The organism is Paraburkholderia diazotrophica, from assembly GCF_038900755.1.
Classification (GTDB): domain Bacteria; phylum Pseudomonadota; class Gammaproteobacteria; order Burkholderiales; family Burkholderiaceae; genus Paraburkholderia; species Paraburkholderia diazotrophica_A.
The window spans coordinates 345,214-364,505 of record NZ_JBBPEN010000007.1 but is presented as its reverse complement, the minus strand read 5'-3'; the positions used below and the strand labels follow the sequence as shown (position 1 = coordinate 364,505).

Sequence of the window (19,292 nt, the reverse complement as noted above, 5' to 3'; positions counted from 1 at the left end):
ATACGCACAGACCATGACCGATCACACGATGCGCCTCTCCGGCCTCGAGCCGTTCAACGTCACTTCGGGGACGCTCTTCATCAACGTCGGCGAACGCACGAACGTGACGGGCTCGAAGGCATTCGCGCGAATGATCCTGAACGGGCAGTTCGACGAAGCGTTGGCCGTCGCGCGCCAACAGGTCGAAAACGGCGCACAGGTCATCGACGTGAACATGGACGAAGCGATGCTCGATTCGAAAGCGGCGATGGTGCGCTTCATGAATCTGATCGCGTCGGAGCCGGACATCGCGCGCGTGCCGATCATGATCGACTCGTCGAAGTGGGACGTGATCGAAGCGGGCCTCAAATGCGTGCAAGGCAAGGCAATCGTCAACTCGATTTCGCTGAAGGAAGGCGAAGAGAGCTTTCGCCATCAGGCGAAGCTGATTCGCCGTTACGGGGCGGCGACCGTCGTGATGGCATTCGACGAACAAGGCCAGGCCGACACGTTCAAGCGCAAGACGCAAATCTGCAAGCGCTCATACGACATTCTCGTCAACGAAGTGGGCTTTGCGCCCGAAGACATCATCTTCGATCCCAACATCTTCGCAATCGCGACGGGCATCGAAGAGCACAACAACTACGCCGTCGACTTCATCGAAGCGACGCGCTGGATCAAGCAGAACCTGCCGTATGCGAAGGTGAGCGGCGGCGTGTCGAATGTGTCGTTCTCGTTCCGCGGCAACGACCCGGTGCGCGAGGCGATCCACACCGTGTTCCTCTACCACGCGATTCAGGCGGGCATGGACATGGGCATCGTCAACGCGGGCCAGTTGGGCGTGTACGCGGACCTCGACGCCGAATTGCGCGAGCGCGTCGAAGACGTGGTGCTGAACCGCCGCGAAGACGCGACGGACCGGATGCTCGAAATCGCCGACAAGTTCAAGACGGGCGCGGCGAAGAAAGAAGAGAACCTCGAGTGGCGCAACCATGGCGTCGAGCAGCGTCTCGCGCATGCGCTCGTGCACGGCATCACGAACTTCATCGTCGAAGACACGGAAGAAGCGCGCGTCAAGATCATGCAAGGCGGCGGCCGCCCGATCAACGTGATCGAAGGCCCGCTGATGGACGGCATGAACATCGTCGGCGACCTGTTCGGCCAGGGCAAGATGTTCCTGCCACAAGTGGTGAAATCGGCGCGCGTGATGAAGCAGGCCGTCGCGCATCTGATTCCGTTCATCGAAGAAGAAAAGCGTCAGCTCGCCGAAGCGGGCGGCGACGTGCGCGCGAAAGGCAAGATCGTCGTCGCGACCGTGAAGGGCGACGTGCACGATATCGGCAAGAACATCGTCTCCGTCGTGCTTCAGTGCAACAACTTCGAAGTGGTCAACATGGGCGTGATGGTCCCGTGCAACGAGATTCTCGCGAAGGCGAAAGTCGAAGGCGCGGACATCATCGGTCTGTCGGGCCTGATTACGCCGTCGCTCGAAGAGATGGCCTACGTCGCCTCGGAAATGCAGCGCGACGACTACTTCCGCGTAAAGAAGATTCCGCTGCTGATCGGCGGCGCGACGACTTCGCGCGTGCATACCGCCGTGAAGATCGCGCCGAATTACGAAGGCCCTGTCGTGTACGTGCCGGATGCGTCGCGGTCGGTATCGGTGGCGTCGAACCTGCTGTCCGACGAAGGCGCCACGAAATATCTCGACGAGCTGAAGTCCGATTACGACCGAATCCGCAATCAGCACGCGAACAAGAAGGCCCAGCCGCTCGTCACGCTTGCGGAAGCACGCGCGAACAAGACGAAGGTCGACTGGAGCGCGTATCAACCTGTCAAGCCGAAGTTCATCGGCAGGCGCGTGTTCAAGAACTTCGATCTGAACGAGCTCGCGAACTACATCGACTGGGGTCCCTTCTTCCAGACGTGGGATCTCGCCGGTCCGTATCCCGCGATTCTCAACGACGAGATCGTCGGCGAATCGGCGCGGCGCGTTTTCTCGGATGCGAAGTCGATGCTCGCGCGCCTGATCCAGGGCCGCTGGCTCACGGCGAACGGCGTGATTGCGCTGTTGCCGGCGAACACGGTCAACGACGACGACATCGAAATCTACACGGACGAATCGCGCAGCGAAGTCGCGCTGACGTGGCGCAACCTGCGGCAGCAAAGCGTGCGTCCCGTCGTGGACGGCGTGATGCGACCGAACCGGTCGCTCGCCGACTTCATCGCGCCGAAGGATTCGGGCGTCGCCGACTACATCGGCATGTTCGCGGTTACGGCGGGCCTCGGCGTCGACGCGAAGGAAAAGCAGTTCGAGCAGGATCACGACGACTACAGCTCGATCATGCTGAAGGCGCTCGCCGACCGCTTCGCGGAAGCGTTCGCCGAAGCGATGCATGCGCGCGTGCGCCGCGACCTGTGGGGCTATGCGCAAGGCGAGAGTCTGTCGAACGATGACCTGATCGGCGAGAAATATCGCGGCATCCGTCCGGCGCCCGGCTATCCGGCATGCCCGGATCACCTCGTCAAGCGCGACATGTTCGCCGCGCTGCAAGCCGACGAGATCGGCATGAGCGTCACCGAATCGCTCGCGATGCTGCCGGCCGCGAGCGTCTCCGGCTTCTATCTCGCGCATCCCGACAGCACGTATTTCTCGGTCGGCAAGATCGGCCTGGATCAGCTCGAGGACTACGCGCGACGGATGTCGCTGTCCAAGGCGGACGCGGAGCGCGCGCTCGCGCCGCTGCTCTGAGCGCAAGTGGCGGACGGCAGGACTATATCGCTGGCCAGAGGCTGAACATTTTCAGTTGAAAGGCCCAGCGGATATTTTCGGCTTTGTAGACTGAAAACGCTTCATCCTGCCGAACCTGCCAGACGCGACCGCAATAACGCGTCGGCTCAACGACTTGCAACCGTCAACGGAGAGAAATCGTATGAAGAAGCTGACGCTGATGTTGATCGCGTTATCGCTTGCCGCCGTCACGCCGCTCGCCGAGGCACAGCCTCAGGCCCCCGGTGGATCGAGCACGGTGAGTTCGTATTCGCCGCCCACCGTCACGCACGTGAAGAAACCCAAAAAGAAGAAGGTGAAGAAGGGTGCGTCCGCTCCCGCGACCGCGCCGGAAGCCGCAAGCCAGTAACGCGCGAGCGCAGCGTCACTGCGGAACAGCAACGAAAAAAGCCCATCGCGAGATGGGCTTTTTCATGGCCGGACGCGGCAGATGCGCGCTCTGCCGGAATCGATTCCACGTAGGCGCCGCCACGTCCACGACGGCGCGTAAGACGGTGGCACGGCGAACGGGAGCACACGACGAAGCCGCCTGTGTGCCGCCTCGTCGGCGCAGCCGAAAGCCGCTCAAATCCCCCAGACGATGTCCGTATTTTCCTTCTGCGCAGCGCGCAGCATGTCGAGGAACGGAAACGCGCGTTGCGCGAGACCGATCGGAATCTCGTGAGATTCGTGGCCTTCCTCCCCTTCGTGGAAGTGCCCTTCATGCTCGGCACGTTCCTGCTTGTCGGTCACGATCGCCGCTTCGAGCTTCGAGATCGCAACGCCGAGTTCGTCGTGATTGATTACACCGCGTGCGCCGAGCCGCTTGCCGATTATCCCCAGCAGATATTGGGCGAGATTCTCCAACATCACCACATCGGGGGCGGAGCGGCACTTGAAAGTAATCAGCATGACTGTTCCCTTTTCGTTATGTTGGCTTCTCCCACGGCCGGCCGCATGGTGCTCATCGCGGTCAGCCGCACGGGTTCCGTTGGCGCGCCGGCTGCTTGCTCGGGTGTTGCCGGTGGCCACGGCCCCTGCTGGGCATCTCATTGGACATATTAGCACCTGCTAAAATCCGGCTAGACGGAAAAGCTCGCCGCCGTGCGTCCGGTCACGCTGTATACGCCGTGCCGCTTTGTATACACCGTGCCGCTTCGCGGCAGCGCGTGTCCGGCTATCGGCACGGCGCGGGCCGCGAAGCGATCACCGCCCTACCGCGCCGCCGCAGCGTCACGCTCCCGGCGCGCATCCGGCGCTCAAGCGCTTTCCGCGCCGTCGACGGCCTGGTTCCGCGCCGTTCGCGGCGCTGCCCGCTTCATCGGACTGCCTCACTGGACTCGCAACAAGCATGCTGCCTGCACACAAACAAACTCTCGAAACCCTGCTGATCGACGTCGTCAAGCAGGTCGCCCAGGCCACACAAGGTGAATCCGAAGCCGCGTTCGTCACGCCGGCCATCACGCTCGAACGACCGAAAGTCGCCGCGCATGGCGACATCGCGTGCAACGTCGCGATGCAGATCGCCAAGCCGCTGCGCAGCAACCCGCGCCAGCTCGCGCAACAGATCGTCGATGCGCTGCTCGTGCATCCGCAGGCAAAGGGCCTCGTCGACAGGGCAGAAGTGGCGGGTCCGGGCTTCATCAACCTGCGTCTGTCGGCCGCTTCGAAGCAGGCCGTGATCGCTGCGATCTTCGAACAGCGCGACGCCTTCGGCCGCTCGACGCGCGACGCGGGCAAGCGCGTGCTGGTCGAGTTCGTGTCGGCCAACCCGACGGGCCCGCTGCATGTCGGACACGGCCGCCAGGCGGCGCTCGGCGACGCGATGTCGAACGTGCTCGCGTCGCAGGGCTATGCCGTGCATCGCGAGTTCTACTACAACGACGCCGGCGTGCAGATCGGCAACCTCGCGATCTCGACCCAGGCGCGTGCGCGTGGCCTCAAACCCGGCGACGCGGGCTGGCCCGAAAGCGCGTACAACGGCGAATACATCGCCGACATCGCGCGCGACTACCTGAACGGCGAAACCGTGTCGGCGAGCGACGGCGAGCCCGTCAAGGGCGCAGGCGACGTCGAGGATCTCGAAGCGATCCGCCGTTTTGCCGTCGCCTATCTGCGTCACGAGCAGGACATGGACTTGCAGGCGTTCGGCGTGAAGTTCGACCAGTACTACCTCGAATCGTCGCTGTACAAGGAAGGCCGCGTCGAGAATACCGTGAAGGAGCTGATCGACGCCGGCAAGACCTACGAACAGGACGGCGCGCTGTGGCTGCGCACCACCGACGACGGCGACGACAAGGACCGCGTGATGCGCAAGTCCGACGGCACGTACACGTACTTCGTGCCCGACGTCGCCTATCACGAGACGAAGTGGCAGCGCGGGTTTACGAAGGTCATCAACATCCAGGGCTCGGATCACCACGGCACGATCGCGCGTGTGCGCGCCGGTCTGCAGGGCCTCGGCATCGGCATTCCGAAGGGCTATCCCGACTACGTGCTGCACAAGATGGTCACGGTGATGCGCGACGGCCAGGAAGTGAAGATCTCGAAGCGCGCCGGCAGCTACGTGACGGTGCGCGATCTGATCGAATGGTCGGGCGGCGCGCTGCCGGGCCAGGAAGCGGCGCCCGATCTGCTCGACGAAGAGACCATCCGCCGCGGACGCGACGCAGTGCGCTTCTTCCTGATCTCGCGCAAGGCCGATACGGAGTTCGTGTTCGACGTCGATCTCGCGCTCAAGCAGAACGACGAGAACCCCGTGTACTACGTCCAGTACGCGCACGCGCGCATCTGCTCGGTGATCAGCGAATGGAAGTCGCGCTACGCGGCGGACGAAGCCCTGCTGCCGTTCGTCGATCTGTCGCCGCTCGACAGCGAGCGAGCGATGGCGCTGCTGCAGAAGCTCGCCGAATTCCCCGACATGCTGACGCATGCCGCCGACGAACTTGCGCCGCATGCGATCGCGTTCTACCTGCGCGATCTCGCCGGTGAATTTCACTCGTTCTACAATGCCGAACGCGTTCTCGTCGACGAAGAAGCGCCGCGCACCGCGCGCATCGCGCTGCTCGCGGCGACGCGTCAGGTGCTGGCGAACGGCCTCGCCGTGATCGGTGTGTCGGCACCCGCCAAAATGTAATCTCCACGCGCTTTAATTAAAACGTCAGGCGGATGGCCGTCGCTATAATCGACGGTCATTCCAGATTTCCTTTTGCAGGTGAAACAGACGATGGCAAAACCACGCCGCACAACGAAGCAATCGAAACAGACCGGGGGCACTTTTCTCGGTATCGTGCTGGGCCTGATCGTCGGCCTGGCCATCGCGGTGGTGGTGGCGCTCTACATCACGCGCGCGCCCACGCCGTTCGTCGCGAAGGTCGCGCCGCCCGCCGCGTCCGATGCCGGCGCGAGCCAGCCCCAGTACGACCCGAACCGTCCGCTGCAAGGCAAGAGCCCCGGCCAGCCGGTGCCGCAAGCCGCGCAGCCCGCGCCGCCCAACACGGCGCCCGGCCAGACCACGAACCAGTCGCAGACTTCGGGCATGCTCGAAGAGCCGCAGATCGTCGAAGTGCCGCCGTCGAACAACGGCGTCGCCGTCCCGCCGAAGCCCGCCGAGGACAACGGCGCGAACAACAGCGCGAACAACAGCAACACGATGGCGATGAACCAGCCGCGCAAGCCGCCGCAAGCGACCAGCGCGCCGAGCATCGCGAACAACGCACCGAATCAGCCGAAGGCCGGCTCGACGCCGAACGGCGCGCCGCCCTCCGCCGCCGACGTGAACACCGGCTATCTGCTGCAGGTCGGCGCGTACAAGACGGCCGCCGACGCCGAACAGCAGCGCGCGCGGCTCGCGTTCCAAGGCTTCGAATCGAAGGTCACGCAGCGCGATGCAGGCGGTGTGACGTACTATCGCGTTCGAATCGGCCCGTTCTCGAAATTCGAGGAAATGAACACCACGCGTCAGCGCCTGTCCGATGCGGGCGTCGACACCGCCGTCATCCGCTTCACCAAGCAGTGATTCACGCGCAGTAACGGGTTGTCACGCGCCGCCGCTGAACCTTCAGCGCGCGGCGCGAGTCTCATGTGCGGCAGACGCCTGCCGTCGAACCGTTGCGGTCGCGGCGCGCCCAAGCCCGCCACCGTTACTTCCCCTGATTGGGTTCACAAGACATGAAAAAACTGCTGAGCATTCTTTTCCTCTCTCTCGGCCTCGTCGCGAGCGCGGCGCAAGCAACGCCCGCTGCGCCCGTCGCCGGCAAGGACTACACGGTGCTGTCCACGCCGCAGCCCGTCGAGGAGCCCGCCGGCAAGATCGAAGTCATCGAATTCATGTGGTACGGCTGCCCGCACTGCAACGAATTCGATCCGTACCTGGAATCGTGGGTCAAGAAGCAGGGTCCGGACGTCGTGTTCAAGCGCGTGCCCGTCGCGTTCCGCGACGATTTCATTCCGCACTCGAAGCTCTATCACGCCGTCGACGCGCTCGGCCTCGCGAACCAGCTCACGCCGACCATCTTCCACGAGATCCACGTCAACAAGAACTATCTGCTGACGCCGGAAGATCAGGCCAAATTCCTCGCGAAGAACGGCGTCGATTCGAAGAAGTTCATGGACGCATACAACTCATTCTCGACGCAGAGCGCGATCCAGCGTGACAAGAAGCTGATCGAAGATTTCCGGATCGACGGCGTGCCGACGCTGGCCGTGCAGGGCAAGTACGAAACGGGCCCCGCGCAGACGAACAGCCTGCCCGGCACGCTCCAGGTGCTCGATTACCTGGTCGGCCAGGTGCGCGCGAAGAAGATGTAATTCCATTCACGCTCGACGGCCGGCATGAGTTCACCGTTGAAGGTTTTCATCACCGGCGCGTCGAGTGGCATAGGCGAAGCGCTCGCCGCCGAATATGCGCGGCGCGGCGCGATTCTCGGCCTCGTTGCCCGTCGCGGCGACGCTCTCGCCCACTTCCAGCAGTCCCATCCCCAGAACGCGATTTCCGTGTATTCCGTCGACGTACGGGACGCGGACGCGCTCGCTCATGCCGCGCAGCAATTCATCGCGGCACACGGCTGCCCCGACATCGTGATCGCGAACGCGGGCATCAGCCACGGCGCCGTGACGGGCCACGGCGATTTGCAGGCGTTTCGCGACGTGATGGACGTGAACTACTTCGGCATGGTCGCGACGTTCGAGCCGTTCGCCTCGGCGATGATCGCCGCGCGCAAGGGCACGCTCGTCGGCATCGCGAGCGTCGCGGGCGTGCGAGGGCTGCCGGGCTCGGGCGCGTACAGCGCGTCGAAATCGGCGGCGACGAAGTATCTGGAAGCGCTGCGCGTCGAGATGCGGCCACTCGGCGTGTCGGTAGTCACGATCGCGCCCGGCTATATCCGCACGCCGATGACCGAGCGCAATCCGTACCCGATGCCCTTCCTGATGGACGCGGACCGCTTCGCCGAAAAAGTCGCCGGTGCGATCGCGCGGAAAACGCGCTTCGCGATCTTCCCGTGGCAGATGCGCGTCGCGGCGATGCTGCTGCATGTGCTGCCGCGCTGGCTCTACGACGCCGTCTTCGAAAAGGCCCCGCGCAAGCCGCGCGCTGCCCGCTGAATCATGATCGCGCGTGTCGATGCAGCCGGTATCGAGCACGCGAAAGCGGGTAGCGGCGCGCGCATCGTGTCGCTGGTGCCGAGCATCACCGAACTTCTCTTTGCATTGAAGCTCGACGCGCACATTGTCGGGCGAACGGGCTTTTGCGTGCATCCGCGCGACAAGGTGCGCAAGGTTCCGAAAGTCGGCGGCACGAAGGCGGTGAAAATCGATGCGGTGCGCGCACTGCAACCCACTCATGCAATCGTCAATATCGACGAGAACAAGCGCGAGACCGTCGAACGGCTGCGCGAGTTCGTCCCGCATATCGTCGTCACGCATCCGCTTGCGCCGACCGATAATCTCGCGCTGTACGCGCTGCTCGGCGCGATTTTCGACCGTGAGAACGACGCGCAACAGTTGGCCTTCGCCCTTCGGACGCAACTCGATGCAGCCGCTTCGCGCGCGTGGCCACGGCAAAACGTGCTCTACGCGATCTGGCGCGAGCCGTGGATGACGGTCGCGCGCGACACCTATATCTCGGCGATGCTGGGTCTCGTCAACTGGCAAACGTTGCCGGACGTGCAAGGCGGCGAGAAAGGCGCAGCCCGTTATCCGTCATTCGATCTCGATGCCGCGTGGCTCGATGACGTCGATCGCGTGCTGTTGTCGAGCGAGCCGTATCGCTTCACACGCCAGCATGGCGACGCGCTAAAACAGCATGCGCGCCTCAAAGGCAAACGTATCGAGCTGATCGATGGGGAGATGGTGTCGTGGTACGGCTCGCGCGCAATCGACGGCCTCGCGTATCTTTTGCGCTACGCCAGCCGCTAGCGTGAAGGCGCAACCATATCGATATGCGGATTCAATTGTTGTCGCTGCCGTAAGCGTTCGATAAGCTTGCGCCAGAGCCGGCGGAATTGACGCGCTGCGTCGGCGCCGAATCCGTATCAGAATGAAAATGCGTGAAGCACCTGCCCGGAGCGCGCGCAGTGCACGACAGAATGCACGACGCCGCCCCGCCACGAAGAATTCGAAATTCCGGGAGATCTTATGCGTTTCAAGCTGCTCGCCGCCACGACGCTGATGGCCCTCGCCATTGCGCCCGCGCTGACCATCGCAAAACCGCTTACCGTTTGCACCGAATCGAGCCCTGACGGCTTCGATGTCGTTCAGTACAACTCGCTCGTCACGACCAACGCATCGGCGGATGTGATTTTCAACTCGCTCGTGTCATATGACGAGGCGGCGAAGAAAGTCGCGCCGTCGCTCGCCGACAAGTGGGACGTCAGCGCCGACGGCCTCACGTACACGTTCCACCTGCATCCGAACGTGCAGTTCCAGACCACCGACTACTTCAAGCCGACGCGTCCACTGAATGCCGACGACGTCGTGTTCACGTTCGACCGCATGCTCGACGACAACAACCCGTGGCACAAGGTGGCGGGCGCGAGCGGCTTTCCGCACGCACAGTCGATGGGGCTCGTGAAGCTGATCAAGTCGGTATCGAAGGTCGACGACAACACGGTGAAGTTCGAACTGAACGAGCCGAACGCAACGTTTGTGTCGATCCTGACGATGGGTTTCGCGTCGATCTATTCGGCCGAGTACGCGGACCAGTTATTGAAGGCCGGCAGGCAGGCCGATCTGAACGCAAAGCCGATCGGCACGGGTCCGTTCGTGCTGAAGAGCTATACGAAGGACTCGATCATCCGCTATGACGTGAACCCGTCGTACTGGGGCCCGAAACCGAAGATCGACCGGCTGATCTACGCAATCACGCCCGATGCCGCCGTGCGCGCGCAAAAAGTGAAGGCGGGCGAATGCCAGATCGCGCTGTCGCCGAAGCCGCAGGACGTCGCGGATGCGAAGAAGGACAAGTCGCTCGCGATCGTCGAGACACCTGCGTTCATGACCGCGTTCGTCGCGCTCAATACGCAGAAAAAGCCGCTCGATAACCAGAAGGTGCGCGCCGCGCTCAACATGGCGTTCGACCGCACGTCGTATCTGAAGGCCGTGTTCGACAATACGGCGACGCCAGCGAACAATCCCTATCCGCCGAATACGTGGAGCTACGACAAGGCAGTGAAGCCGTGGCCGTACGACGCCGCCAAGGCCAAGAAGCTGCTCGCCGAGGCAGGCTATCCGGACGGCTTTTCGACGACGATCTGGGTGCGCCCGACCGGCAGCGTGCTGAACCCGAATCCGAAGGCGGGCGCCGAAATGCTACAGGCCGACTTCGCGAAGATCGGCGTGAAGGCGGAGGTGAAGGTGATCGAATGGGGCGAGCTGATCAAGCAGGCCAAGCAGGGACAGCACGATACGCTGTTCATGGGCTGGGCCGGCGACAACGGCGACCCGGACAACTATCTGTCGCCTCTATTCAGCTGCAATGCGGTGAAGTCGGGGATCAACTTCGCGCGCTACTGCGATCCGGAACTCGACAAGCTGATCGAGCAAGGCAAGCAAACCGCCGATCAGAGCAAGCGCACGAAAGCGTATCAGGCCGCGCAGCAGATCATCCACGATGAGGCGCTGTGGATTCCGCTCGGCTATCCGACCGCGACCGCCATCACGCGGACGAACGTCCACGGGTATCACGTCAGTCCGTTTGGTCGGCAGAATTTTGGGGCAGTGGTGGTGCAGTAGTCATCGTCGCTCACGAAACGGTCTGCATTCGACGGCCCGAACGCAATCGCGTTCGGGCCGTTTTGCATTCGGTCCTGGCCTATCGCATTTCGAACCGGATGACACCATCCGCGCCCTGCACGCGCTTCATTTCCCCGTCGAGCCACAACAGGTGCAGGTGCGCGAGCGCTTCGCCCATCGCAAACGTCATCTGATGGATATCGAGTTCGCGCTTGAACATGATGGGGACGATATCCGCCGCGCTGCACGGCTTCTGCGCGCAAGCGGCGCGTACTTCCGCGAGGCGTGCCGCGTGATGGTCGCGCAGCTGAAGGACGCGCGTATGCAGTCCGCGAAACGGCTTGCCATGCGACGGCAGCACCAGCGTGTCGGCGGCCATCGATTCGTAGCGGCCGAGCGAACCGAGATATAACGCAAGCGGATTGCCTTCCGGCTCGATATCGAACACCGACACGTTCGTCGAAATGCGCGGCAACACCATGTCGCCGGAAATCAGCACACGGTCCGATTCTGCGTGCAACGCGCAATGCTCCGGCGAATGACCGAAGCCTGTCACGACGCGCCACGTGCGACCGCCGATCGTCAGCGCATCGCCCTCTCGCATGCGCCGGTATTGGCGCGGCACCGACGGCACCAGATTCGAGTAGTAGCTCTTGCGATTGCGCAGCTTGTCCAGCGATGCCTCGTCCGTCAGCCCATGCCGCGCGAAATGCCGCGCCGCGCCGTCGCCGCCCGCGTTCGAGCCGTCGCCTGCCGCCATTACGCGGCCGAGCATGTATTCGCCGAGCGTGATCCACAGACGCACGTTCCAGCGCCGCTTGTCGCCGCCTTCGCACAGCCAGTCCGCGAGACCGAGGTGATCCGGATGGCAGTGCGTGACGATCACGCGCAACACGGGAAGACCTTCGAGCATCGAATCGAACAGCGTCTCCCAGTTCGCGCGGATCTCGTCCGAAGCGATGCCGCAATCGACGATCGTCCAGCCCTTCTGCCCGTCGATCTCGTCGCGCAGCAGCCAGAGATTGATGTGATCGAGCGCGAACGGCAGCGGCATGCGCAGCCAGTAGACGCCGGGCGCGACTTCCTGCGTCGTGCCGGCGGCGGGCATCCGGTCGGCGAACGGGTATTCGAGTTGGTGTTCGAGAGCATTCATCGTGGGGGTGTCCTCCGTCGGCGGCGCGGCACATCGGTGAATGGGTGAATCGCGAACCGTGTGCGTCGTGCGGCGCGGGTTGCGCTTTGTTCAGGTTGACGATAACGTAAACGTCGATTCTAACCGTTCAATCCGTTTTTGTGCCCGGCTACACGAAAAGCCTGCCAGGCCGGACGATTCGATGAACACCCGACGATGAACACGCACTACACGACGCAATACACGATCACCGAACTGGCTCGCGAATTCGATGTGACGCCGCGCGCGATCCGTTTCTACGAGGACCAGGGTTTACTCTCACCGAGCCGCGAAGGATCGAGCGGACTGCGCCGCGTGTACTCGGGCCGCGACCGAACGCGGCTCAGGCTCACGCTGCGCGGCAAGCGGCTGGGCTTCACGTTGTCGGAAATTCGCGCGCTGCTGGATCTATACGATTCGCCGACGGACACGGTTCCCCAGCTCGAGGCGTTTCTCGCGACGGTGGTCAGGCATCGCGAAGTGCTGGAACGTCAGCGCGAAGACCTGAACGCGACGCTCGAAGACCTCGCGCAATACGAAGCGCAAGCGCGCGCGCTGCTCGAAAGCGGGATGCGCCGCAACGGCTATGACGAAGCGGAAAAACTCGCGCACGCGGAAGCATCGAAAGAAAAAACCTGAGCAGGAGATCGGGCGACATACACGATAGTTGGCGCGGCTTTGCGTGAAGATGTGCCAAACGCCTTGCAACACGCTTCAAAAGACGATGCGTCGGCGCCGCGCTCAAAGGACCTGAAGCGGCCTGAAGGCGTCTCGCAGGCTCACCCGGGCGATACAATCGCGGATGTCTTCACGACATTGAACGAATGCACGGTCGACATGAATCACTTTCCCAAACTGCTGTCGTCACAGATCGGCTTCGACGTCGCGGAGACGCTGCTCGAAGGCTTCGACCGGCATTACTGCATCTTCCGTGAAGCCGCGATCCGCGCGAAAGACCTGTTCGAAGCCGGCGACTGGCACGGCCTGCAAAAGCTCGCGCGCGAGCGCATCACGTCGTATGACGATCGCGTGCGCGAATGCATCGAAAAGCTCGAAGACGAATACGACGCGGAGAACATCGACGACGACGTGTGGCAGCAGATCAAGCTGCACTACATCGGTCTCTTGACGACACACCGCCAGCCCGAATGCGCGGAGACGTTCTTCAACTCGGTGTGCTGCCACATCCTGCACCGCTCGTACTTCAACAACGATTTCATCTTCGTGCGGCCCGCGATCTCGACGGAGTACATCGAGAACGACGAGCCCGCCGCAAAGCCGACGTATCGCGCGTATTACCCGGGCAAGGACGGGCTCGCCGTCACGCTGGAGCGCATCGTCACGAACTTCCAGCTGAACCTGCCGTTCGAGAATCTCACGCGCGATGTCGAGTGCGTGATCCAGTCGTTCCGCGACAACTTCGGCACCTTCAACAATGAAGCACCGAATTTCCAGATTCACGTGCTGTCGTCGCTGTTCTTCCGAAACAAGGCGGCGTACATCATCGGCCGAGTGATAAACGGTGACGCAATGGTGCCGTTTGCTCTGCCGATCCATCACGTGAAGCCGGGCCTGCTCGCGGTCGATGCGCTGCTCTGCCGGCGCGACCAGTTGCTGATCATCTTCAGCTTTTCGCATTCGTACTTCCTCGTCGATATGGAAGTGCCGTCCGCGTATATCGAGTTTCTCGGCAGCATCCTGCAAGGCAAGCCGAAAGCGGAAATCTATACGTCGGTGGGCTTGCAGAAACAGGGCAAGAATCTCTTCTATCGCGATCTGCTGCGGCATCTGAAGCATTCGAGCGACCTGTTCATCGTCGCGCCCGGAATCAAAGGCATGGTGATGCTCGTGTTCACGCTGCCGTCGTTCCCGTATGTGTTCAAGGTCATCAAGGATTCGTTTCCGCCACCCAAGGACACGACGCGCGAAAACGTGCAGAACAAGTATCAGCTCGTGAAGCGCCACGACCGGTTGGGACGCATGGCCGATACGCTCGAATATTCGAGCGTCGCGTTGCCGCTGTCGCGCCTCGATGACGCGCTCATTCGCGAACTGGAAAAGGAAGCGCCGTCGATGCTCGAATACGAAGGCGACAATCTCGTCATCAAGCATCTGTATATCGAGCGCCGCATGGTGCCGCTCAACATCTTCCTGCAACACGGCACCGACGCCGACATCGAGCACGGCATCAAGGAATACGGCGACGCAGTGAAGGAACTGATGCAGGCGAACATCTTCCCCGGCGACATGCTCTACAAGAACTTCGGCGTGACGCGCCACGGGCGTGTCGTGTTCTACGACTACGACGAGATCGAATATCTCACCGACTGCAACGTGCGCGCCGTGCCGCCGCCGCGCAACGAGGAAGACGAGATGTCGGGCGAGCCGTGGTACACGGTCGGACAGCACGACATTTTCCCGGAGACGTACGGCACCTTTTTGCTCGGCGATCCGCGCGTGCGCGAATCGTTCATGAAGCATCACGCGGATTTTTTCGATCCATCGCTGTGGCAAAAGAACAAGGACTCGATTCTCAAGGGCGAATTGCCCGACTTCTATCCCTACGACCGCAGCCTGCGCTTTTCAGTCCGCTATCCGGAACGGTTCGCTGCGGACCGCGCTGCCGATGCGGATCTGGCGCCCGCCGTGCGCGTCGCATGAACGCGCGCAGCGTCCGCCATCGGATAAACAGACACACGCAACTTACGTCGAAACGATCATGAACACGAACACGCCTTCCGCCTCTCATCCTCTTGCGCACCTGTTCCAGAACAACGATGCGTGGGTCGCGCACAAGCTCGACGAAGACCCCGAATTCTTCTCGCGGCTCGCGCATCAGCAGGCGCCCGAATATCTGTGGATCGGCTGCGCGGATTCGCGCGTGCCCGCCAACGAAATCATCGGCTTGCCGCCGGGCGAAGTATTCGTTCACCGCAATATCGCGAACGTCGTCGTGCATACGGACCTGAACTGTCTGTCGGTGATCCAGTTCGCCGTCGATCTGCTGAAGGTCAAGCACATCATGGTCGTCGGCCACTATGGCTGCTCGGGCGTCGGCGCGGCGCTGCTCGGACGGCGCGTCGGTCTCGCCGACAACTGGCTGCATCACGTGCAGGACGTGCGCACGAAGCACGCGGCGCTACTCGAGGAATGGCCGATGGGCGAAGCGCGGCATCGGCGTCTCGTCGAGCTGAACACGATCGAGCAGGTGGTCAACGTGTGCCGCACGACGATCATCAACGACGCCTGGGCGCGCGGCCAGGACCTCACCGTTCACGGCTGGGTGTACGGCGTGCACGACGGCCGCGTGCGCGATCTCGAGATGACGGTGAAAGATCCGGCATCGCTCGACGGGATCTATACGAATTGCGTTGCGGCCGTATCGGCGAGCCGCGCGCACACGGCAGACAACGACATGGTCGCCGCCGATGCCGCGAGGCTCGGCGGTGTGGCCGCTGTCGTCCACGGAGTCATCAAGGAGCTGAAACATGAGTGAGACAAACCACGATCCGATCGTCATCGTTTCCGTCGCGCGCACGCCGATGGCGGCGTTCCAGGGCGACTTCGCCTCGCTGACGGCGCCGCAGCTCGGCGCCGTCGCGATCAAGGCGGCCGTCGAGCGAGCGGGCCTCAAGCCCGAGCAGATCGACGAAGCCGTGATGGGCTGCGTGCTGCCCGCCGGCCAGGGCCAGGCGCCCGCGCGTCAGGCCGCGCTCGGCGCGGGTCTGCCGCTGTCGACGGGCTCGACGACCGTCAACAAGATGTGCGGCTCCGGCATGCGCGCCGCGATGTTCGCGCACGACATGCTGACGGCCGGTTCCGTCGACGTGATCGTCGCGGGCGGCATGGAGAGCATGACGAACGCGCCGTATCTGCTGCCGAAGGCGCGCAGCGGAATGCGCATGGGCCACGGCCAGGTGCTCGACCACATGTTCCTCGACGGCCTCGAAGACGCGTATGACAAAGGCCGCCTGATGGGCACGTTCGCCGAGGAATGCGCGGCGTCGTTCGATTTCACGCGCGAAGCGCAGGACAAGTTCGCCATTGAATCGCTGACGCGCGCGAAACGCGCGAACGAAGACGGTTCGTTCGCGTGGGAAATCGCGCCCGTTACCGTCGAAGGCAAGAAAGGCAGCGTCACCGTCGAGCGCGACGAGCAGCCGTTCAAGGCCAATCTCGACAAGATCTCGGCACTCAAGCCCGCGTTCAGCAAGACGGGCACGGTGACGGCCGCCAACTCGTCGTCGATCAGCGACGGCGCGGCGGCGCTCGTGATGATGCGCGAATCGACGGCGAAGAAGCTCGGCGTGACGCCGCTCGCGCGTGTCGTCGGCCACTCGACGTTCGCGCAGGAGCCGGCGAAATTCACCACGGCGCCCGTCGGCGCGATCCGCAAGCTGTTCGACAAGAACGGCTGGAAGGCGGCAGACGTCGATCTGTACGAGATCAACGAGGCGTTCGCCGTCGTCACGATGGCCGCGATGAAAGAGCACGGCCTGCCGCACGACAAGGTGAACGTCAACGGCGGCGCTTGCGCGCTCGGCCACCCGATCGGCGCATCGGGCGCGCGCATTCTCGTCACGCTGATCGGCGCGCTGAAGAAGCGCGGACTGAAGCGCGGCGTCGCGAGCCTGTGCATCGGCGGCGGCGAAGCGACGGCGATGGGCATCGAGCTCGTCTAACCCTTGTTCCAACGACAGCGCGCGGCAATCCGCGCGCAAGAGGACACGTCATGAAGACCGTGTTGATCGTAGGCGCGTCGCGCGGCATCGGCCGCGAGTTCGTGAAGCAATACCGGCACGACGGCTGGCGCGTGCTCGCCACAGCGCGCGACGACGAATCGCTCGGCGAACTCGTCGCGCTCGGCGCCGAAGCGTTTTCGCTCGACGTCACCGATCCCGATGAAATCGCCGCGCTCGGCCGGAAGCTGGACGGCGAACGGCTCGATACCGCCGTGATCGTGTCGGGCGTGTATGGCCCGCATACGGAAGGCGTCGAGACGGTCAGCGCGGAGGACTTCGACTTCGTGATGGCGACCAACGTGCGCGGTCCGATGCAGCTGATCCCCGTTCTGCTCCCGCTCGTCGAAGACGCGCGCGGCGTGCTCGCCGTGCTGTCGAGCCGCATGGGCAGCATCAACGAGACGACGGGCACGACGGGCTGGCTGTATCGCGCGAGCAAGGCGGCGCTGAACGATGTGCTGAAGGTGACGTCCGTGCAGACGCGCACGGCCACCTGCGTCTCGCTGCATCCGGGCTGGGTGCGCACGGACATGGGCGGCGCCGGTGCCGCCGTCGATCCGGCGCACAGCGTGAAAGGCATGCGCGAAGTGCTCGCGCAGGCGGCAAGCACGCCGCACCTCTTTCATGGCCGCTTCTTCCAGTACGACGGCACCGCGCTCGAATGGTGAGCATCGCACTAACCGGGGAGACATCCGCATGCTGCTCGATCAGGACCATCTGATGATCCGCGACGCGGTTCGCACCTTCGTGCGCGAAGCCGTGACGCCAAACGCCGCGCAATGGGACCGCGACCGCGCGTTTCCCGCCGACGTGCATCGCCAGCTTGCAGAACTCGGCGCGTATGGCGTGCTCGTGCCCGAGGAATATGGCGGTGCCGGGCTCGACGCACTCGCGCTCGCCGTGATACTCGAAGAAATCGCGGCGGGCGACGGCGGCACGTCGACGGCAATCTCCGTCAACAACTGCCCCGTGTGCAGCATTCTGCTGACGTATGGCGACGAAGCGCAGAAACGCGATTGGCTCACGCCGCTTGCGCGCGGAGAGATGCTCGGCGCGTTCTGCCTCACCGAGCCGCAGGCGGGCTCGGATGCGTCCGCGTTGCGCACCACGGCCACGCGCGATGGCGACTTCTACGTGCTCAACGGCGTCAAGCAGTTCATTACGAGCGGCAAGAACGGCAACGTCGCGATCGTAATGGCCGTCACCGACAGGAGCGCGGGCAAGCGCGGCATCAGCGCGTTCATCGTGCCGACGGATACGCCGGGCTATGTCGTCGCGCGCCTCGAAGACAAGCTCGGCCAGCATTCGTCGGACACCGCGCAGATCGTCTTCGACAACTGCCGCGTGCCGGCCGCGAATCTGATCGGCGCGGAAGGCGAAGGGTATCGGATCGCGTTGTCGGGCCTGGAGGGCGGGCGCATCGGCATTGCCGCGCAGAGCGTCGGCATGGCGCGCGCCGCGCTCGAAGCGGCCCTCGCGTACGCAAAGGAGCGCGAGAGCTTCGGCCAGCCGCTGTTCGCGCATCAGGCCGTGCAGTTCCGTCTCGCCGACATGGCGACGCAACTCGAAGCGGCGCGCCAGTTGATCTGGCACGCGGCATCGCTGAAGGATGCGGGCCAGCCCTGTCTGACGGAAGCGGCAATGGCGAAGCTGTTCGCATCGGAAGCGGCGGAGCGGATCTGTTCGGCCGCGTTGCAGATTCACGGCGGCTACGGCTATCTGAGCGATTTCCCCGTCGAGCGCATTTATCGCGACGTGCGCGTGTGCCAGATCTACGAAGGCACGAGCGACATCCAAAAGATCCTGATCGCACGCGGACTGAACTGAACAGCGCTTTTTTATGACTGCATCAGCAAAGCAACGCCCTGTCGATTGCCCTTGCGGCGGCGCCGCGCCGGATCGACGCGATGCGGGCAAGCCGCCGCGTTTCGCCGACTGCTGCGGCCGCTACATCGACGGCGGCGCCGCTGCGCCGGGCGCGCTCGAACTGATGCGCTCGCGCTACAGCGCCTACGTGCTCGGCGAGTCCCAATACTTGCGCGATACGTGGGCGGCGCAAACCTGCCCCGCCGATCTCGACGTCGACGCCGGTGCGCCCGATGCGCCGCGCTGGCTCGGTCTGCAGATCAGGCGCTACACACCGCTCGACGATACGCACGCCGAAGTAGAGTTCGTCGCGCGCTACAAGGTGGGCGGGCGGGCGCATCGGCTGCATGAATCGAGCCGTTTCGTCAGAGGTGAAGACGGGCGCTGGCGTTATGTCGACGGCGATGTGAGCGATCGCTGACGTCCGGGCTTCGATAAGCGCGCGATAGCATCCCTGGCGCTGCTCACATCATTCAAAAAGGGGCCGATTCCGCAGCAAAATCAGGGTGTTGGATCGACACCACGTCCCTCA

17 protein-coding genes are annotated in these 19,292 nt (G+C 63.4%); 15 read left to right on the top strand and 2 right to left on the bottom strand.

Annotated elements, in window-relative coordinates; all coding sequences use genetic code 11:
* Positions 1 to 13 precede the first annotated feature (13 nt).
* Complete coding sequence (gene metH, locus AABE10_RS23125) at positions 14 to 2,731, top strand: methionine synthase (RefSeq protein ID WP_342935558.1); 2,718 nt, start codon at positions 14 to 16, stop codon at positions 2,729 to 2,731.
* A gap of 181 nt (positions 2,732 to 2,912) precedes the next feature.
* Positions 2,913 to 3,119, top strand: coding sequence for an acid-shock protein (locus tag AABE10_RS23120; RefSeq protein ID WP_342935557.1), 207 nt, complete (start codon positions 2,913 to 2,915; stop codon positions 3,117 to 3,119).
* 215 nt (positions 3,120 to 3,334) lie between these two features.
* On the opposite strand, the gene AABE10_RS23115 is transcribed toward AABE10_RS23120, so the two are convergent.
* Positions 3,335 to 3,661, bottom strand: a complete 327-nt coding sequence (locus AABE10_RS23115) for a DUF1840 domain-containing protein (RefSeq protein ID WP_342935617.1) — start codon at positions 3,659 to 3,661, stop codon at positions 3,335 to 3,337.
* A gap of 439 nt (positions 3,662 to 4,100) precedes the next feature.
* Between AABE10_RS23115 and argS the strand changes: the two genes are divergently transcribed.
* From argS to AABE10_RS23085, 6 genes are all read left to right on the top strand, one after another.
* Positions 4,101 to 5,885: an arginine--tRNA ligase gene (gene argS, locus AABE10_RS23110; RefSeq protein WP_342935556.1), complete on the top strand. Its 1,785-nt coding sequence runs from the start codon at positions 4,101 to 4,103 to the stop codon at positions 5,883 to 5,885.
* Positions 5,886 to 5,975: 90 nt separating this feature from the next.
* Positions 5,976 to 6,767, top strand: a complete 792-nt coding sequence (locus tag AABE10_RS23105) for an SPOR domain-containing protein (protein ID WP_342935555.1) — start codon at positions 5,976 to 5,978, stop codon at positions 6,765 to 6,767.
* A gap of 152 nt (positions 6,768 to 6,919) precedes the next feature.
* On the top strand, positions 6,920 to 7,558 hold the full coding sequence (locus tag AABE10_RS23100) for a thiol:disulfide interchange protein DsbA/DsbL (RefSeq protein WP_342935554.1): 639 nt from the start codon (positions 6,920 to 6,922) through the stop codon (positions 7,556 to 7,558).
* A gap of 24 nt (positions 7,559 to 7,582) precedes the next feature.
* Complete coding sequence (locus AABE10_RS23095) at positions 7,583 to 8,353, top strand: SDR family oxidoreductase (protein WP_342935553.1); 771 nt, start codon at positions 7,583 to 7,585, stop codon at positions 8,351 to 8,353.
* A 3-nt stretch (positions 8,354 to 8,356) separates the two neighbouring features.
* On the top strand, positions 8,357 to 9,166 hold the full coding sequence (locus AABE10_RS23090) for a helical backbone metal receptor (RefSeq protein ID WP_342935552.1): 810 nt from the start codon (positions 8,357 to 8,359) through the stop codon (positions 9,164 to 9,166).
* A 219-nt stretch (positions 9,167 to 9,385) separates the two neighbouring features.
* Positions 9,386 to 10,981 (top strand): ABC transporter substrate-binding protein, encoded by a 1,596-nt coding sequence (locus tag AABE10_RS23085; RefSeq protein WP_342935551.1) that lies wholly within the window; start codon positions 9,386 to 9,388, stop codon positions 10,979 to 10,981.
* Positions 10,982 to 11,060: 79 nt separating this feature from the next.
* Here AABE10_RS23085 and AABE10_RS23080 read toward each other — a convergent pair whose 3' ends face one another.
* Entirely contained in the window at positions 11,061 to 12,134 is a 1,074-nt protein-coding gene (locus tag AABE10_RS23080; RefSeq protein WP_342935550.1) for an MBL fold metallo-hydrolase, read from the bottom strand.
* Between the two features lie 195 nt (positions 12,135 to 12,329).
* On the opposite strand from AABE10_RS23080, the gene AABE10_RS23075 reads away from it, so the two are divergent.
* From AABE10_RS23075 to AABE10_RS23045, 7 genes are all read left to right on the top strand, one after another.
* Positions 12,330 to 12,791, top strand: a complete 462-nt coding sequence (locus AABE10_RS23075) for a MerR family DNA-binding transcriptional regulator (protein WP_342935549.1) — start codon at positions 12,330 to 12,332, stop codon at positions 12,789 to 12,791.
* Between the two features lie 198 nt (positions 12,792 to 12,989).
* Positions 12,990 to 14,813 (top strand): bifunctional isocitrate dehydrogenase kinase/phosphatase, encoded by a 1,824-nt coding sequence (aceK, locus tag AABE10_RS23070; RefSeq protein ID WP_342935548.1) that lies wholly within the window; start codon positions 12,990 to 12,992, stop codon positions 14,811 to 14,813.
* A 58-nt stretch (positions 14,814 to 14,871) separates the two neighbouring features.
* On the top strand, positions 14,872 to 15,648 hold the full coding sequence (gene can, locus AABE10_RS23065; RefSeq protein WP_342935547.1) for a carbonate dehydratase: 777 nt from the start codon (positions 14,872 to 14,874) through the stop codon (positions 15,646 to 15,648).
* Positions 15,641 to 16,834 carry an acetyl-CoA C-acetyltransferase gene (locus AABE10_RS23060; protein ID WP_342935546.1) on the top strand — a complete coding sequence of 398 codons (1,194 nt, stop codon included), beginning with the start codon at positions 15,641 to 15,643 and terminating at the stop codon, positions 16,832 to 16,834. The genes can and AABE10_RS23060 overlap by 8 nt, the downstream gene beginning before the upstream one ends.
* A 50-nt stretch (positions 16,835 to 16,884) precedes the next feature.
* Complete coding sequence (locus AABE10_RS23055) at positions 16,885 to 17,562, top strand: SDR family oxidoreductase (RefSeq protein ID WP_342935545.1); 678 nt, start codon at positions 16,885 to 16,887, stop codon at positions 17,560 to 17,562.
* A gap of 28 nt (positions 17,563 to 17,590) precedes the next feature.
* Positions 17,591 to 18,721, top strand: a complete 1,131-nt coding sequence (locus tag AABE10_RS23050; RefSeq protein ID WP_342935544.1) for an acyl-CoA dehydrogenase family protein — start codon at positions 17,591 to 17,593, stop codon at positions 18,719 to 18,721.
* Between the two features lie 13 nt (positions 18,722 to 18,734).
* On the top strand, positions 18,735 to 19,181 hold the full coding sequence (locus AABE10_RS23045; protein WP_342935543.1) for a YchJ family protein: 447 nt from the start codon (positions 18,735 to 18,737) through the stop codon (positions 19,179 to 19,181).
* Positions 19,182 to 19,292: the final 111 nt, after the last annotated feature.

Excerpts from the sequence above, each read along its gene's own strand:
- metH (WP_342935558.1), top strand. The coding sequence starts at position 14 with ATGACCGATCACACGATGCGCCTCTCCGGCCTCGAGCCGTTCAACGTC.
- AABE10_RS23120 (WP_342935557.1), top strand. The coding sequence starts at position 2,913 with ATGAAGAAGCTGACGCTGATGTTGATCGCGTTATCGCTTGCCGCCGTC.
- AABE10_RS23115 (WP_342935617.1), bottom strand. The coding sequence starts at position 3,661 with ATGCTGATTACTTTCAAGTGCCGCTCCGCCCCCGATGTGGTGATGTTG.
- argS (WP_342935556.1), top strand. The coding sequence starts at position 4,101 with ATGCTGCCTGCACACAAACAAACTCTCGAAACCCTGCTGATCGACGTC.
- AABE10_RS23105 (WP_342935555.1), top strand. The coding sequence starts at position 5,976 with ATGGCAAAACCACGCCGCACAACGAAGCAATCGAAACAGACCGGGGGC.
- AABE10_RS23100 (WP_342935554.1), top strand. The coding sequence starts at position 6,920 with ATGAAAAAACTGCTGAGCATTCTTTTCCTCTCTCTCGGCCTCGTCGCG.
- AABE10_RS23095 (WP_342935553.1), top strand. The coding sequence starts at position 7,583 with ATGAGTTCACCGTTGAAGGTTTTCATCACCGGCGCGTCGAGTGGCATA.
- AABE10_RS23090 (WP_342935552.1), top strand. The coding sequence starts at position 8,357 with ATGATCGCGCGTGTCGATGCAGCCGGTATCGAGCACGCGAAAGCGGGT.
- AABE10_RS23085 (WP_342935551.1), top strand. The coding sequence starts at position 9,386 with ATGCGTTTCAAGCTGCTCGCCGCCACGACGCTGATGGCCCTCGCCATT.
- AABE10_RS23080 (WP_342935550.1), bottom strand. The coding sequence starts at position 12,134 with ATGAATGCTCTCGAACACCAACTCGAATACCCGTTCGCCGACCGGATG.
- AABE10_RS23075 (WP_342935549.1), top strand. The coding sequence starts at position 12,330 with ATGAACACGCACTACACGACGCAATACACGATCACCGAACTGGCTCGC.
- aceK (WP_342935548.1), top strand. The coding sequence starts at position 12,990 with ATGAATCACTTTCCCAAACTGCTGTCGTCACAGATCGGCTTCGACGTC.
- can (WP_342935547.1), top strand. The coding sequence starts at position 14,872 with ATGAACACGAACACGCCTTCCGCCTCTCATCCTCTTGCGCACCTGTTC.
- AABE10_RS23060 (WP_342935546.1), top strand. The coding sequence starts at position 15,641 with ATGAGTGAGACAAACCACGATCCGATCGTCATCGTTTCCGTCGCGCGC.
- AABE10_RS23055 (WP_342935545.1), top strand. The coding sequence starts at position 16,885 with ATGAAGACCGTGTTGATCGTAGGCGCGTCGCGCGGCATCGGCCGCGAG.
- AABE10_RS23050 (WP_342935544.1), top strand. The coding sequence starts at position 17,591 with ATGCTGCTCGATCAGGACCATCTGATGATCCGCGACGCGGTTCGCACC.
- AABE10_RS23045 (WP_342935543.1), top strand. The coding sequence starts at position 18,735 with ATGACTGCATCAGCAAAGCAACGCCCTGTCGATTGCCCTTGCGGCGGC.